The organism is Acinetobacter calcoaceticus (assembly GCF_016508255.1).
GTDB lineage: Bacteria > Pseudomonadota > Gammaproteobacteria > Pseudomonadales > Moraxellaceae > Acinetobacter > Acinetobacter calcoaceticus_E.
In genome coordinates, this window is sequence record NZ_JADVKT010000004.1 from 224,410 (window position 1) to 239,082 (window position 14,673).

A 14,673-nucleotide genomic window follows, 5' to 3' on the forward strand; every position below is an offset into this window, starting at 1 on the left:
TTATATTATGGAAAATTAAATACCATATTTCTCGCGATAAGCTTGCATATTTGCTAAAGCTTCTTTCTCGCCTTTTGCATCTAAATAATCCATTAAATCTTTCATAGTAATGAGTGCATGCACAGGAATTTCTAATTCTTTTTGAACTTCTTGAATTGCAGAAAGCTCACCTTGACCACGTTCTTGACGATCGAGTGCAACTAAAACACCAGCGATGGTTGCACCCGCATTTTTCAAAATCATGACCACTTCACGAATAGCAGTTCCTGCGGTAATAACGTCATCAATAATCCAGACTTTTTTACCTTCAACCGCAGCACCCACTAAAACACCGCCTTCACCATGATCTTTCGCTTCTTTACGGTTAAAGCCCCATGGCACGCTTTTGTTATGTACTTGAGACAAAGCAACAGCAGTCGCAGCTACAAATGGAATACCTTTGTAAGCAGGTCCAAAAATTACATCTACATTTTCACATTGTGTTAATTTATCTGCATAGCCTTGTGCTAAAAGAGATAAAGCTTCACCATCGTTGAGTAGGCCTGCATTAAAAAAATAAGGACTCACACGCCCTGATTTTAAAGTAAACTCACCAAATTTAAGCACACCGCGTGATAATGCGAGTTCGATAAATGCTTGCGGGTTAAATGACACAGGCGTTGTCATGAGGTGCTCCAAATTCACAATTGAGGTTAAATTTTCGCATGATACCAAAGGATCAGTATCCAAGTGATGTAAAAATTCTTCGAGTCGTTTCCATTAACGTAAATGGCTTGCGTTCTTCAGTGACGAAAGGCTTACTTGAATGGTTAGAACAATCAGATGCCGATGTCGTATGCATGCAGGAAAGCCGCATTACCCATGAACAATGGACTGAAAAATTTAGACCCGAAGGATGGCATACCCATCTCTTTCCAGCAGAGCGTGCAGGTTACGCAGGAACTGCCATATATAGCCGCTTACCCTTCGTCTCTGTTAAAGATGGTTTAGGGTTTGAGTTGGCTGACAGTCAGGGCCGCTTTATTTCTGCTGAATTCGATTTAGGTTTGTCACATCCGGTACATATTGCGTCATTATACTTACCTTCAGGCTCAAGTGGTGAAGAAGCGCAAGCGCGTAAAGATTTATTTTTAGGTGAATACGCGAAAATCTTAAAACAATGGCGTGATGAAAATAAGTCAGTCATCATTTGTGGTGACTACAACATTGTTCATAAACGCATTGATATTAAAAACTGGTCAGGTAATCAAAAATCATCTGGCTGTTTACCACATGAACGTGCATGGCTTGACCATATTTATGATGAACTTGGCTATGTTGATACATTCCGTGTAGTTCGCACAGAAGCAGAACTTTATTCATGGTGGTCAAATCGCGGCCAAGCTCGTGCAAAAAATGTAGGCTGGCGTATTGACTACCATGCATGCTCTCCAGACTGGAAAGCGCGTACAACAAATGCTTGGGTCTTTAAAGATCAATGGTTTAGCGACCATGCACCCGTTATCATCGACTATAAAATTCAAGAATAAGTGAACACTCGTTCACTTACATTGTCGTTTTCGCTTACAGCATCTGTCGTTTTTGAGTATTTTTCTTACACAGCTTTAACGGCATTATAGCTCCACGGCACAGGGAAGCAGTCAGGATGACGCAAAAGGATAGGACGCCGTAGGAAGATAAAATAAACTTAGATTAAGTTTATTTGCAAGGATGTGACATTGGACGTTGAAATGAGACCCGCATGATCAGGATGATTAAATGCGGGTTTTCTCTTTTCTATCTTTTATTTTTTGCGCTAAGTTCTTTTAGTTTTAACTTCTTCTTATTGAGTTCATTATCGCCTTGTCTTATGACAATAACATGACACTTCTCATTCGATTAATCATTATTTTTCATTTGTTTTAAAAGTATCTGTATAAAGTAGTGCTCTCATGCATTTTGAGTTAGGCTGTGTGTTCTCTCTTTTTGACATGGTCCGATAAAATGTTAAAAATTTACGGAATTAAAAACTGTAACTCAATGAAAAAAGCATTTGATGCATTGCAAGCTAAAGCGCTTAACTATGATTTTCATGATTATAAAAAACAAGGGATTGATGCAGATACTTTAAAAATCTGGTTAAAAGAAATTGGGCAAGATACTGTTCTCAACAAAAAAGGGACGACTTGGCGTAAACTCTCAGAAGAAGAACAAAATCGCGCATTAAGCAGTGAAGACAACCTTATTGAAGCACTCATTGCTCAACCAAGTCTAATTAAAAGACCAGTTTTACAAACCTCACAAGGTTTCATTGTCGGTTTTGATGAAGCGATATATCAAAATATCCAAGCGTAAAAAAACGAGCCATTTGGCTCGTTTTTTTAATAAGGCTTTTAGTTAGCACGAATCCACGTTTGGTTACGACCAAGTGCAGAGACACCAATATAGCCACGCAATTTAAGCTTCTTACCGCCATCTGTTAACTCACCTTTCAATTTGTAAGTTTTGCCAGATTTTGGATCTAAAATCGTACCGTTTTCATAACTATTGCCACCTACATTTTTCAAATTATGTACAATGGTGACACCTTTAAGCGGTTTGTTTTTGTACGGACCTTCACATTTTGTACAAGCGTTTTCTTCGCCTGGCGTCAAAATGTTTTGAATGGCAGCAGTTAAGGTTCCATCCTTCTGTTCCGTAAATTTAACTACGGCTTTTGGCTTATTGGTCTGATCATCAATTGTTTTCCATACCGTTCCATTGAGTGAATCAGCCGCATTGGCAAATGCAGCCATACCAATGAGTCCTAAAGCTAAAGCAATCTTTTTCATTTTTGTAATATCCTTGGGTCTTTCAAGATTTTTAGTATTCAGAAGTCGCAAAGATATTGCAATTTTTGAATGTGACTGTTTCGTGTAACCTTGTAATCTTGCAAAATAAAATTTACAAGAAAACAAGAAACTAGCATAAAAATGGATGCTGTATGAATATATCAAATGTTTGGAAATATTACTTTACAGAAACTTTTCTTAAAACAACAATTCGCAAGCCAAGTCAGCTAAATTTGCCAGCTACTGCCTTACGTCCCGTTCTAGATCAGATGTGTCGTGCTTTTCCACGACAAAAAAATGTTACTGTTCGCCCGATTCGCCTAGCAGGCATTAAAGGTGAAGAAATTAAACCGCAAGATTCAGCCACTCAACTGATTTTTCACATTCACGGTGGTGCTTTTTTTCTTGGCAGTGTTAAAACCCATCATGCCTTTATGACGGATTTAGCTGCTCGCACCCAAATGCAGATTATTCATGTGGACTATCCACTTGCGCCTGAACATCCATACCCTGAGGCCACCGAAGCTCTATATGACATCTATCAATCTTTAGTAGTACAAGGTATTCAACCTAAAGATATTATTTTGTCAGGTGATTCATGCGGAGCAAATTTAGCACTGGCACTTTGTTTACGCTTAAAAGAACAACCCGAACTCATGCCGAGTGGTCTTATTTTATTATCACCATTTCTGGATTTAACGCTAACCAGCGAGTCTCTCAGATATAACAAAAAACATGATGCCTTATTGTCTATCGAAGCTCTTCAAACAGGAACCCAATACTATATAGGTAATCAAATTGCAGCTGATGACCCACGTGTTTCCCCTATTTTCGATGACTTGCATGGCCTACCACCAACCTTGGTTCAAGTGGGTTCCAAAGAAATATTATTAGACGATGCCAAGCGGTTTAGAGAAAAAGCTGAAGAAGCTGGCGTTAAAGTTCAATTCAAACTTTATACAGGCATGTGGCATAACTTCCAGATGTTTAATGCATGGTTTGATGAAGCCAAACAAGCATTGGCAGATATTGCTGAATTTGCTCACGAACTAGATAAAACTTAATTTATCTATAAATGATGTGAATAGGCCTCAAAACTTTTCACATCATTTACTTTATAAAAAGTCATCATGTATAAATTGAAAATCATGTTATGTTTAAAACATAAATTATTTAAACAATCCAATTTTAGGATGGTCCAACAAAGAGGCATCTATATTTAGGAGGCCTTACTTATTATGAAAAGTCGTTTCATCACTCATCCAATACATAGAATAAAACAGGTGATAATCGATTTCATCTACAATAATCACATCATCAACTGGACGCCACTACAAAAAAGTGCACTGATGCTTACACTTGCCTGTGCAATGAATTTCAGTTGGATTTTATGGAAAGGTTATATTCTAATTACCCCTAGTGTCTGGCAATGGACACATTTACCTTTAGTTGAGTCGCAAATCTGGCTCAATTTATTAACCTTATTTTTATTGGCTCTTTTGATTATCCCCTGCTATCGTTATAAAAATGATGAATGGGCTCAACGAATTATTCCTTTAGTGAGCGTGCAATTTTTTACGCTCATGCTATGCCACGATGGATATTTAATTGGCAGCATTAGCCCCGCCACTATGGTCGGTTATGTCGGCACGATTGGGGTAGGTCTGGTGTTATTTGACCGAAAAATTGTTTATAGCGCCCTTATACCTGCAACAATTATTTTAATCGTATGTACTTATTTGAGTATGAAAGGTGTTGTACCTTACGCACCCTTATTTAATCTGATTGCCATGCAACGTGCTCAAACCAATCCTTTTTGGTTAGGAAGCATGGCTTTTTTTATTATGCCCATTTTATTGGCATGTTTTATTTTATTTGAAATATTACTCACCCAATGGCGTCAGCGTGAAACTTATATTCAACGTTTAAGCCAACTTGATCCATTAACTAACGTATTAAATAGACGTAGTTTAAATACGCATTTAGAGTCGCTACACCAACAGCAATTTGATTATGCAGTAGTACTTCTTGATATCGATCATTTTAAAAAAATTAATGATATATATGGCCATCACCAAGGTGATCAGGTCTTAATTGAAATTGCTCAATGTCTTTCCGAGAACTTGCGTAGTGAGGATATTATTGGTCGATTTGGTGGAGAGGAATTTATTTTATTACTTCCCCACACCGATATCATTCAAGCAGAAAAAATTGCTGAGCGCTGTCGCCATGCTTTGCAAGAATTGCCTGTTTGTAGTGCTCAAAATAGTCCCATTCATATTAGTGCAAGTTTTGGAATAAGCAGTTCAGCTTTTGCACAAGATCCTTATCTCGTTATTCGGCAGGCTGACCAAGCTCTCTACGCGGTGAAAGCTTCAGGTCGTAATCAGGTACGTACATTTCATCAGACTGAAGCTATTGATACTTTATGATTGTTTTAGTTTTGCCAAACTCGCGAGTTGTTGCAAAAGTTCTTGCTGACTAAAAGCACCTGTTAAGCGTAAAGCACGAATTTCTTTTTGCTCGGGGCTTAAAAATAAATAGGTCGGTGGTCCTAAAATATTCCATTGCTTGAGTAGCGCTTCATGTGACTGGTCATAATGACTCAAATCAAGCTTAATTAAATAGTAAGGTGCAAGAGCAGACTGAACCTCGGGTGCTTTTAAAATACGGTGCTCAATCGGTTGGCAAGCAACACACCAATCTGCATAGACATCAACCACAATAGCCCGATCAGTAGGCGCTGCTGCTAAAATCTTTTGGAAGTCTGCCGCGCTAGTCGCAACATGCCACTCGGCCATATGGTCAGAACTTTGCAAAGTTCGATTTTGAATATGCTGATATTGGTTATAGGCTACAAAAGGGGTAACGATTAATAATAAGATCGCATAGAGCCACTGTAGCTGCCCTTTTTTCCAGAAAAACTGATAAACAGCATAGGCTATAAAAGCGAGGCCTAGTACTAAACTAAGTACTTGCATGCCCCAATCTGGCAATAAAGGACGAATAAAGTAGAGGCTTAAACCCAACATCAAAAAAGCAAAAATCACTTTAATCTGATGCATCCAGTCGCCCGCTTTAGGCAAGAATTTTGCCCCTAAAATACTTGCCAGCAGTAGCGGAATTCCCATTCCAAAACCTAGGCAGAATAAAAGCAAAGCGCCTTGCCATTGGTTTTGTGTTTGAGAAATAAATAATAAAGTTCCAGCGAGAGGTGCAGTCATACAAGGACCGACCAAGAGTGCAGAAACCACACCCATGACTCCCGCACCGACTAAAGTGCCACCTTGTTGCATTGACTGAATACGGTCAAGTCTGTTTAACCACGTTTGCGGTAAACGAAGTTCAAATAAGCCAAATAGGTTCAGAGCAAAGATAATAAACAACAAACTAAAAGCAATTAAAGTCGCAGGCTGTTGTAACCAGCGCTGAAAATTTAAACCTGCCGAAGAAGCAATTAAACCTAAACCTGCATAGACCAATGCCATGCTGCAAACAAAAGTAAGTGCAATGGTCCAAGCCTTTAGACCTTTATGTTCTCGAATAATTAATGAAGTTAAAATAGGCAACATCGGTAAAGAACATGGTGTAAATGCGAGCAACATGCCTAAACCGAGAAATAATAAAATCCCATACCAAAGCGAGTGCTCAATTAACTTAGCTGACCAGATCTGATCTTGCGCAATTTGTGGCGTAGATAAATCTACTACAGGCTCTGTACTCTGCCCTTTTTCTAAAAGTTTTGAATCTGAAGAAGCTTCTGGTTGAGTATTTGCCAAATCGAGCAGTCGTTTTGGCGCTGTTCCTGCTTGGTTTTGCACACCAACTAAGCCATCTGCATCAGTTTGAAACTCAATAGTTTGTGGCGGATAACAAATACGATCTTTGGCACAGCCCTGCCAAGTCACACTATAGTGCTCTGAAGGTTTGGTCTTAATTTGGAAATTGATTTGATGATAATAAACCTGACTTTGCCCATAGTTTTCATCATATTGAGAAACGGCTTTAGGCAAATTTAAAGCTAAAGGTTGAGTACCTTGTTGTACAGTAAATTTATGTTGGTATAGATAATAATTCGGCTGAATCTGCCACGATAATTTCGCGATATGCGATTGTGGCGACTCAACCGAAAATGAAAAAGCCTGTTCTGGTGACAGTAGCTTATCTTCTGCAAAAACAAACTGGCTTAGTACAAAAGTAGCGGCTGCTAGAAAATAAATAATTCCCTGAGAAATAAGCTTTTTCATTAACATCAATTCAAGTTAGTTTTATCAGAATAAGAATGCCATACCTAAGCCACCTCGGTAGCCCTTATCTTGACCATCCAAATCAACACCTACACTTGCATCAAGTTGAGTACGTTTATTTAGTGCATAAACTAAACCTGTGCCTAAGCTATATTGGTAGTCTTGGCTTTCAGCTTTACGATAAACAAATTCAGAATAGCCAGAAAGTTTACCGGCAATCTTATAATTGATTGTTGGAATAGCTGTCACAGCCCAGTTGCTGTTTTGCACTTCGTAACGCATGGTAATTGCAGTATTGATCAAATCATTATATTGATAAGCCACTGCCGAACTTAAACTATAAATATCATCATGTGCAGTGAACTCATCATTACCCGTCGCAATGACAGCTTGAGCCAGCACAGCCATTGTTAAATTGTCATCATTTAAGTCAATAGCTCTTTTTAAACCGATGCTTACATCGCCTAAACCAGAGGTATCAGTGGTTTTACCTGCACGTTTGGTTTGAGTCCACCCGGGACCTTGCCAGCCTAATTGTAATTCTAAGTTCTTAGCCAAACCTGTACGGAATAACATATCCCCATTTACGGTTACGGTCTTTTCTTTCACGCCATCAACAGTTGATTCTGTATAAGTTGCACTTGGTAAACCTTGTTCCCAAGCTAACTGACCTACTGGAGTGATGCCTGTTCCAAAGCCTGAACCTGGACGGTCAAACGAGAACTCTGCTGCGAAAGTACTTCCTGCTGCAACGGTGGTCAGAGCAAAAGTTAAAATTTGTACTATTTTCATTTTAATATCCAATCAAGTAGTGAGTTCTTTTGACATTTTTGCTCCATGACGGCGCAATAACTCTAGTGTTTCACGCTCTTCTTGAAGCGCTTCTGACCAATCTATTTCATCAAAATCACAATCAAAGAACAACTGACTGATTGAAGATAAAATGGTGAGTCCTTCTTCATCACGTGTGTTTGGATCAACTTTTTCATCAAGTAAACGTTGAACCGCTGGTGCACATGCTGAGCTCGCAGCATCCCATAACGGACCATAAAACTCTTCTGCGTCCCAAAGATGTACATTCGCTTTGGCCTGAATCAAAGCTTCGAGAATATCGAGGTAAACTTGTAACGCTTGTTGCTTTTCTTCTTTTGCTAATGGTGTACCTGCTTCATAAGCTTCCGATACATTTTCCCACCATTTAAAAATTCCATCACAGATAATTGACACAGGTGGTCCCTGTTCCAGATCAATAAAATTCGGATCAAGTCCTTCAGCAAGTAATTTCTGCACTTGCGCGAGTTCTAATTCTTCTATGGCTTTAATTAAAGCTTGCTGCTGGGTGGTTAACATGACCATCTCTCAAAAATATATTAGGACTATTATGCCTAATCTCTTATCCAGATTTTAGAGGTTGATTGCATTGCATTGCAAACCTAATGTTGTGAATAGTTTTATTTTCGTCAAATATAAAAAAAGCCCCGAAGGGCTTTTTAGCATTTTTAAACTTCATCATCAATGAATTCAGGTTGCCCACCTCTCGGGTGTTCTTTTTTCTCAAAGGTATGTTCGAGGCTGCGTTTTAATTTTTCAATTGCGCCATGAATTGAAGCATCAATATTGCCTGCTTTATGGTGCACTGCAATTGGTTTCAAACCAGAAGGACGTGCTTCGATCATACATTGGATGTCTTTGTCGCCACCTTTATCCCCATTTTCATCACTAAAATGAACCGAGAAATGCGTAATACGTTCGCTATGACGTTGGAATTCTTGAGTAAGTTCTGCACGTACATAAGTAATTAAACGTTCACTATTATGGATGTTTTTATCTGTGCGGATTTCAATATTCATAAATACCATCCTCTCTTTCTTACTGTGGATCTTTTCTATGCAAAACTTTTTTATGTTGGCATGTTTTAAGCATGCATGAACTGACTTAAATTGTACATTTTGATGGTGTAATGGTTTGTTATCTCCTGTCTTAAACGTACTGCTTTTAATTTATTTTGAAGATCTTCATATCTTCAATATCAGTCCATCTATAAAAATATGCAAGCTGATTTTTTAAATTTTTATGAAAAAACGAACAAAAGGAGAGCAATCGTGTCCGAATCTTATCTATCTGGAGCAAAGCTCATTGAGCGGATTCAAAAGTCTCCTTATTCACGTGATTTAATCGGTTATCACGGACAGCCGCCACAGGTGAAATGGCCTAATAATGCAAAAATTGCTGTGCAATTTGTTCTTAATTATGAAGAAGGTGGCGAAAAACATATTGAGCATGGCGATGAGGGTTCAGAACAGTTCTTGTCTGAAATTATTGGTGCAGCAAGTTACCCAGCTAAACATATGTCGATGGACTCAATGTACGAATATGGTTCACGTGCTGGTTTTTGGCGCATTCATAGTGAGTTCCAAAAGCGCAAACTCCCAATGACTATTTTTGGCGTTGCAATGGCGCTAGTCCGCAACCCTTATATTGTGGAAGCAATTAAGCAAGCTGATTATGATGTAGTGTCTCATGGTTATCGCTGGCTTCACTATCAAGAGAGTGATATCGGACTAGAAAAACAGCATATGGAACAAGCCCTATCTGTTTTAGAAAATTTGTTTGAAAATAAAGTGATAGGTTGGTACACAGGACGTGACAGCCCCAATACACGGCAGTTACTTGCAGAGTTCCCGCAAATTCAATACGACTCGGATTATTATGGTGATGACCTCCCTTTTTGGACGACGATCACCAACTCTGCTGGTGCATCACGACCACATTTAATTATTCCTTACACCTTAGAATGTAACGACATGAAGTTTTGTTCACCCGGGGGATTTAATAGTTCAGAACAGTTTTTTCAATATTTGAAAGATAGTTTTGATGTGCTCTATGCAGAAGGTGAAAGTGCACCAAAAATGATGTCGATTGGTATGCATTGCCGTATTTTAGGGCATCCTGGTCGTTTTAAAGCCTTACAAAAATTTCTCGACTACATTCAAATGCACGACCGTGTCTGGGTGTGCCGTCGTCAGGATATTGCGCAGCATTGGTATAAAAATCACATAACTCAATAATTGATTTTTAATTTTCCAAATTCATAAGCGAATCGCAAATCACTATTGGCATTGTTATTGCTAAAACTCTATATGACAACAATGAGTTTAGGAATAACAGTGTTTTTAGCCGAGTTTAACCAAGCCCCACCAAACCAACTCCAGACGCTGTTAAAAAACTGTGTCCACATTCCAGCTTGGGCCGAAAAACTTATTAGACAATGCCCTTACTCATCAAAAGAAACTCTTTTGGAATATGCAGAGCAATTAAGCCAAATGTGGTCATGGCAAGACATCGAAACTGCTTTAGCAACCCATCCAAAAATTGGTGAACGACAGGCACAAAAGCAACTCAATGCAAAAGAGCAAGACTTTTCAGCTCAAGAACAAGCCGGCATTTCGTTAGATGAACAAACACAACAAGCTTTGCTACAAGGCAACCTCGATTATGAACAAAAGTTTGGTTTTATTTTTTTAATTAAAGCAGCAGGACTAAGTAGCAACGAGATTTTAAAAAAACTACATGAACGTCTGGAAAATGACTTGGCTATAGAAAAAATTATTGTACACGAGCAACTTGCAGCAATTGCCCTATTACGTCTGTCTCAGGAAATACAAGCATGATCAGTACTCATATTTTAGATACAAGTTTAGGTAAACCAGCTGCACAGGTGGAAGTAAAGTTATTTCACGCTGTAACTCATGAATTAATTGCTACAGCAACCACTAATCAAGATGGGCGAGTGAGTGATTTTGGAATAAAAGACTTGGGTGAAGGCGCTTATCAACTTGAATTTGAAATTGCAGCTTATTTTTCATCGCAACAAATCAAAACCTTTTTTCCACGTGTTTGTATTCAATTTTTTATAGAAGACATTAATCAGCATTACCACATCCCCTTACTGATTAGCCCATTTGCTTACTCCACTTATCGCGGCAGCTAACTCAAAATATAAATAGGAGAAAAATATGAATCATCGACAAAAAAATGCAATTTCTCCAGAGCATGAATATTTAGGAATATCCAAAAGTTTCGCCTACGGCTTACAGCATGTGCTTACCATGTATGGCGGCATTGTGGCTCCGCCACTGATTATTGGAACATCGGCAGGGTTAAGTGCAGCACAAGTCGGAATGCTCATTGCGGCTGCCCTATTTGTAGGTGGATTGGCAACACTCATCCAAACAATTGGAACTAAATATCTAGGTGCAAAGTTGCCTTTAGTTCAGGGGGTCTCTTTTGCAGGTGTTGCAACCATGGTCGCAATTATCACCACTGGTGGTGGTCTATCTGCTGTATATGGTGCAGTAATTGTCGCGTCTCTGATTGGACTATGCCTTGCGCCTTATTTCTCAAAAATTATTCGATTTTTCCCACCAGTTGTGACGGGATGTGTCATCACGATTATTGGTTTATCTTTGTTACCCGTTGCAATTCGCTGAATGATGGGTGGCAACGATAAAGCACCCGACTGGGGTAGCGTAGAAAATATCTCTTTGGCCTTACTGACCTTAGGCATTGTGATTGTTTTAAACATGCTGCCACAAGCAAGCATTCGTCGCTTATCTATTTTATTGGCTATTGTTGCTGGTACTACACTCGCCTACTTCATGGGCTTTGGGGATTTTAGTCAGGTCAGCTCAGGTGCATGGCTACAATTTCCACATTTATTTGCATTTGGTCTGCCAACTTTCGAGCTCAGTGCGATCTTATCAATGCTTATTGTTACCTTAGTCATTATGACGGAAACCACGGCCGATATTATTGCTGTAGGAGACATTGTTGGAACTGAAGTCGATGCAAAACGTATCGCCAATGGTGTTCGTGCCGACATGTTTTCAAGTGCTTTTGCCCCTATCTTTGGTTCATTCATGCAAAGTGCTTTTGCACAAAATGTTGGCTTGGTTGCAATTACAGGCATAAAAAGTCGGTTTGTGGTGGCAGCAGGCGGATTCATTCTGATTGTTTTAGGGCTGTTACCCATTATGGGCCGTTTGATTGCAGCAATTCCTATGCCTGTACTTGGCGGTGCAGGTTTGGTCTTGTTTGGGTCTGTTGCGGCGAGCGGAATTCGTACTTTGGCAAAAATTAATTATACCGATCAGAAAAATTTAATCATTGTCGCGACTGCTTTATCGGCAGGAATGATTCCAATTATTAACCATGAATTTTATGCTCATTTTCCAGTTTGGGTACAAACTTTATTTCATTCGGGTATTAGTTCAACTTGCATCTTTGCTATCTTATTGAATTTATTATTTAATCATTTTCCTTCTTTTCGTAGCTCAACTACCCCTCATTTGAACCGAACTGTAAACACCCGAAATACACATTGATGAATTACTTTTTAGAGTCCCACTTCGGTGGGCTTTTTTTTTAACCGTTGATCAAATTTGGCTTCATTTTTGCTTAAGACTCTGTATCCTTAGCGTGCTTTATTTGAGGGGAGATCATTTAAATGCGATTAAAGCAACTGGCGGCGACTTGTACCTTGTTATCTACAACTGCCATGGTTCAGGCAAAACCAATCTGGCAAGATTTTAGCGTAACCGGTCTTTATGGTGAAAACTATGAAGTTGTAGACGCAAAAGAAACCACCATTACATTGGAATATGCAGCAAAAGTTAAATATGCTGATGTGTTTTTCTTTATGGACCGCATGCGCGGCGAAAACGATCACAAAAGCACTTATTTTGAGTTATCGCCACGTTTAAGCTTAGGCGAAATATCTGGCAAAAAATTGGCGTATGGCCCAATCAAAGATGTGTTAATTAGTACCACGTGGGAAAGTAATAGCGAGAACGGTAATAATTTCGATAACTTCTTATATGGTTTTGCTGTCGATTTAGACATTCCATATTTTAAATATGCGAATTTAAACTTCTACCGCGCAAGCAATGAGAAAACTGATGACGATTATCAAATGACATTCGTCTATGGAATTCCATTTAATATTGCGTCTGAAGAATTCTTGGTAGATGGTTTCCTTGATTGGTCAACTTCTGAGGGTGACCATGCCAGCGAAATGAATTGGACAACACAATGGAAATGGAATGTGGGTAAACACATTTCTCCTGACACACGTCTATACCTCGGTATCGAACACTCTATATGGAACAATAAATTTGGTCTGCAAGGCCGAGACGAAAATAACGTCAGTGCATTGGTTAAATACCACTTCTAAAGTTTTTATTTAGAAGCATGAAACAGCAAGGAAAACTCCTTGCTGTTTTTGTTTTAATCGAGTGGATTACCCACGATATTACTAATAATACCTTGCATAATATGTCCGCCTTGCTCACGGCGTAATTCTTCATACCAAGCCTGTGTAACTGTTTCATCTTTCATATGCGTTACATCACAACGTTTGCGTGCCCTAAGAACCAATTCATTTGCACGTTCATTACGTTTGTTTTGATAGCGACGTAAAGCGTCCTCTAGCCCCAAAGTGTTAATTTGCAGAGAACGTGCTAAATAAATCGCATCTTCCATCGCTTGGCAACCGCCTTGTCCAATATCAGGTGTGGTGCTATGAGCAGCATCGCCTAAAATCACTACACGACCTTTATAAAACTCAGTGAAAGGTTCAATATCATGGATTTCTACCCGATTGGTCTTTTGCGGGTCTAAGCGCTCAATGAGTTGTTGTACTGGCTGGCACCAATCAGCAAAGTATTGTTTTAAAAATTTTTTATATTTGTCTCGATTGTTTTCTAATCCTGCTTGTAAAGGCACATCTAAAAAGAAATAGAACTTCCCATCTGCAACTGGCATCAGCGATGCACGCTTACCTTCCCCCACATAAGTCGTCCATTGCTGAGCTGGAGCTAAATCTTCAGATATTTCAACCAAGCCATTCCAGTTCACATAACCCGCATAACGGCGCTGTACTTGCTGGCCTAACACATAGGTCCGTGTAAGTGAGTGGGTACCGTCAGCCCCAATTAATAGATCAGCCTGCGTTGAACTGCCATCTGCAAAATGGACCTCAACAAAATCAGCTTTGTCTTCAAGACGTACCATTTTTTTGCCTAAATAAATCTGATCTCTGCCAAATTCATCCATCAGCATATTTTGTAAATCGGCACGTGCAACTGGATATGGTCGTTGGCCTACTTCTTCAATTAATGGTAGTAAACTGAATTGTGTCATCACATCTCCAGTTAGACCATCCACATAGGCCAAATCATCCATTTGTCCACCAAGTTTGGCGATTTTGTCAGTTAATCCCAGATAGTTTAGACATTTCACACCATTCGACCACAGTGAAATTGCAGCGCCAACTGGAAGAATCTTTTCAGTTTGCTCAAAAATGCGAACTTGGTGACCAAATTTTTTTAATGCAATGCCTGTGGTTAGACCTCCCATTCCCGCACCAATAATCACCACATTCATAACACTCTCCTATAGATATTCACCTATAGGGTGCTTATGCTAAAAACATGCCATCCTTCAAAACTTATTTAGCTTTTATATAAAACTGGCATGCACCATGCTTATATATTTACGTGTAAAACTCGTCTCAGCGCGCTGCGTGTTGGCGCAGTTTTAAATGAAAAATCATGTTT

Annotated in this window: 15 protein-coding genes and 1 pseudogene; 9 read left to right on the plus strand and 7 right to left on the minus strand. The window is 39.2% G+C overall.

Annotated features, from left to right (window positions below):
* Positions 1–15 precede the first annotated feature (15 nt).
* Positions 16–666, minus strand: a complete 651-nt coding sequence (gene pyrE / locus I5515_RS10455; protein WP_199966431.1) for an orotate phosphoribosyltransferase — start codon at positions 664–666, stop codon at positions 16–18.
* Positions 667–704: 38 nt separating this feature from the next.
* On the opposite strand from pyrE, the gene I5515_RS10460 reads away from it, so the two are divergent.
* Together I5515_RS10460 and I5515_RS10465 are read left to right on the plus strand one after the other, a co-directional pair.
* Positions 705–1,529, plus strand: coding sequence for an exodeoxyribonuclease III (locus tag I5515_RS10460; RefSeq protein WP_199966433.1), 825 nt, complete (start codon positions 705–707; stop codon positions 1,527–1,529).
* 454 nt (positions 1,530–1,983) lie between these two features.
* Positions 1,984–2,334: an arsenate reductase gene (locus tag I5515_RS10465; protein WP_199966435.1), complete on the plus strand. Its 351-nt coding sequence runs from the start codon at positions 1,984–1,986 to the stop codon at positions 2,332–2,334.
* A 38-nt stretch (positions 2,335–2,372) separates the two neighbouring features.
* Here I5515_RS10465 and I5515_RS10470 read toward each other — a convergent pair whose 3' ends face one another.
* Entirely contained in the window at positions 2,373–2,810 is a 438-nt protein-coding gene (locus I5515_RS10470; protein ID WP_199966437.1) for a DUF2147 domain-containing protein, read from the minus strand.
* 152 nt (positions 2,811–2,962) lie between these two features.
* Here I5515_RS10470 and I5515_RS10475 point away from each other — a divergent pair, with 152 nt between their 5' ends.
* Both I5515_RS10475 and I5515_RS10480 read left to right on the plus strand, forming a co-directional pair.
* A complete protein-coding gene (locus I5515_RS10475) occupies positions 2,963–3,874 on the plus strand; it encodes an alpha/beta hydrolase (RefSeq protein WP_199966439.1) in 912 nt (303 codons plus the stop codon).
* Positions 3,875–4,048: 174 nt separating this feature from the next.
* Entirely contained in the window at positions 4,049–5,242 is a 1,194-nt protein-coding gene (locus I5515_RS10480; RefSeq protein ID WP_199966441.1) for a GGDEF domain-containing protein, read from the plus strand.
* On the opposite strand, the gene dsbD is transcribed toward I5515_RS10480, so the two are convergent.
* From dsbD to I5515_RS10500, 4 genes are all read right to left on the minus strand, one after another.
* Complete coding sequence (gene dsbD, locus I5515_RS10485) at positions 5,237–7,063, minus strand: protein-disulfide reductase DsbD (RefSeq protein ID WP_199966443.1); 1,827 nt, start codon at positions 7,061–7,063, stop codon at positions 5,237–5,239. The two genes, I5515_RS10480 and dsbD, sit on opposite strands and share 6 nt — an antisense overlap.
* Positions 7,064–7,081: 18 nt before the next feature.
* Positions 7,082–7,849 carry a transporter gene (locus I5515_RS10490; RefSeq protein ID WP_199966445.1) on the minus strand — a complete coding sequence of 256 codons (768 nt, stop codon included), beginning with the start codon at positions 7,847–7,849 and terminating at the stop codon, positions 7,082–7,084.
* 12 nt (positions 7,850–7,861) lie between these two features.
* Positions 7,862–8,407, minus strand: coding sequence for an ankyrin repeat domain-containing protein (locus tag I5515_RS10495; RefSeq protein WP_199966447.1), 546 nt, complete (start codon positions 8,405–8,407; stop codon positions 7,862–7,864).
* 149 nt (positions 8,408–8,556) lie between these two features.
* Complete coding sequence (locus tag I5515_RS10500; protein ID WP_199966449.1) at positions 8,557–8,907, minus strand: HPF/RaiA family ribosome-associated protein; 351 nt, start codon at positions 8,905–8,907, stop codon at positions 8,557–8,559.
* 252 nt (positions 8,908–9,159) lie between these two features.
* Here I5515_RS10500 and puuE point away from each other — a divergent pair, with 252 nt between their 5' ends.
* The 5 genes and pseudogenes from puuE (at position 9,160) to I5515_RS10525 (ending at position 13,289) form a co-directional block, all read left to right on the plus strand.
* Positions 9,160–10,125 carry an allantoinase PuuE gene (gene puuE, locus I5515_RS10505; RefSeq protein ID WP_199966451.1) on the plus strand — a complete coding sequence of 322 codons (966 nt, stop codon included), beginning with the start codon at positions 9,160–9,162 and terminating at the stop codon, positions 10,123–10,125.
* Between the two features lie 99 nt (positions 10,126–10,224).
* Positions 10,225–10,728 carry a 2-oxo-4-hydroxy-4-carboxy-5-ureidoimidazoline decarboxylase gene (gene uraD, locus I5515_RS10510; RefSeq protein WP_199966680.1) on the plus strand — a complete coding sequence of 168 codons (504 nt, stop codon included), beginning with the start codon at positions 10,225–10,227 and terminating at the stop codon, positions 10,726–10,728.
* Positions 10,725–11,048: a hydroxyisourate hydrolase gene (gene uraH, locus I5515_RS10515; RefSeq protein ID WP_199966453.1), complete on the plus strand. Its 324-nt coding sequence runs from the start codon at positions 10,725–10,727 to the stop codon at positions 11,046–11,048. The genes uraD and uraH overlap by 4 nt, the downstream gene beginning before the upstream one ends.
* A 25-nt stretch (positions 11,049–11,073) precedes the next feature.
* Positions 11,074–12,441: pseudogene (locus I5515_RS10520) on the plus strand (nucleobase:cation symporter-2 family protein).
* Positions 12,442–12,563: 122 nt separating this feature from the next.
* Positions 12,564–13,289, plus strand: coding sequence for an outer membrane protein OmpK (locus I5515_RS10525; protein WP_199966455.1), 726 nt, complete (start codon positions 12,564–12,566; stop codon positions 13,287–13,289).
* A gap of 53 nt (positions 13,290–13,342) precedes the next feature.
* Here I5515_RS10525 and hpxO read toward each other — a convergent pair whose 3' ends face one another.
* Complete coding sequence (gene hpxO / locus I5515_RS10530; RefSeq protein WP_199966457.1) at positions 13,343–14,500, minus strand: FAD-dependent urate hydroxylase HpxO; 1,158 nt, start codon at positions 14,498–14,500, stop codon at positions 13,343–13,345.
* Positions 14,501–14,673: the final 173 nt, after the last annotated feature.

What these genes read in the sequence shown, in the direction of transcription:
- I5515_RS10480 (WP_199966441.1), top strand. Translation starts at nt 4,049, where the DNA reads ATGAAAAGTCGTTTCATCACTCATCCAATACATAGAATAAAACAGGTG.
- I5515_RS10500 (WP_199966449.1), bottom strand. Translation starts at nt 8,907, where the DNA reads ATGAATATTGAAATCCGCACAGATAAAAACATCCATAATAGTGAACGT.
- I5515_RS10495 (WP_199966447.1), bottom strand. Translation starts at nt 8,407, where the DNA reads ATGTTAACCACCCAGCAGCAAGCTTTAATTAAAGCCATAGAAGAATTA.
- pyrE (WP_199966431.1), bottom strand. Translation starts at nt 666, where the DNA reads ATGACAACGCCTGTGTCATTTAACCCGCAAGCATTTATCGAACTCGCA.
- uraH (WP_199966453.1), top strand. Translation starts at nt 10,725, where the DNA reads ATGATCAGTACTCATATTTTAGATACAAGTTTAGGTAAACCAGCTGCA.
- I5515_RS10465 (WP_199966435.1), top strand. Translation starts at nt 1,984, where the DNA reads ATGTTAAAAATTTACGGAATTAAAAACTGTAACTCAATGAAAAAAGCA.
- I5515_RS10490 (WP_199966445.1), bottom strand. Translation starts at nt 7,849, where the DNA reads ATGAAAATAGTACAAATTTTAACTTTTGCTCTGACCACCGTTGCAGCA.
- I5515_RS10525 (WP_199966455.1), top strand. Translation starts at nt 12,564, where the DNA reads ATGCGATTAAAGCAACTGGCGGCGACTTGTACCTTGTTATCTACAACT.
- I5515_RS10475 (WP_199966439.1), top strand. Translation starts at nt 2,963, where the DNA reads ATGAATATATCAAATGTTTGGAAATATTACTTTACAGAAACTTTTCTT.
- dsbD (WP_199966443.1), bottom strand. Translation starts at nt 7,063, where the DNA reads ATGTTAATGAAAAAGCTTATTTCTCAGGGAATTATTTATTTTCTAGCA.
- I5515_RS10470 (WP_199966437.1), bottom strand. Translation starts at nt 2,810, where the DNA reads ATGAAAAAGATTGCTTTAGCTTTAGGACTCATTGGTATGGCTGCATTT.
- I5515_RS10460 (WP_199966433.1), top strand. Translation starts at nt 705, where the DNA reads ATGATACCAAAGGATCAGTATCCAAGTGATGTAAAAATTCTTCGAGTC.
- hpxO (WP_199966457.1), bottom strand. Translation starts at nt 14,500, where the DNA reads ATGAATGTGGTGATTATTGGTGCGGGAATGGGAGGTCTAACCACAGGC.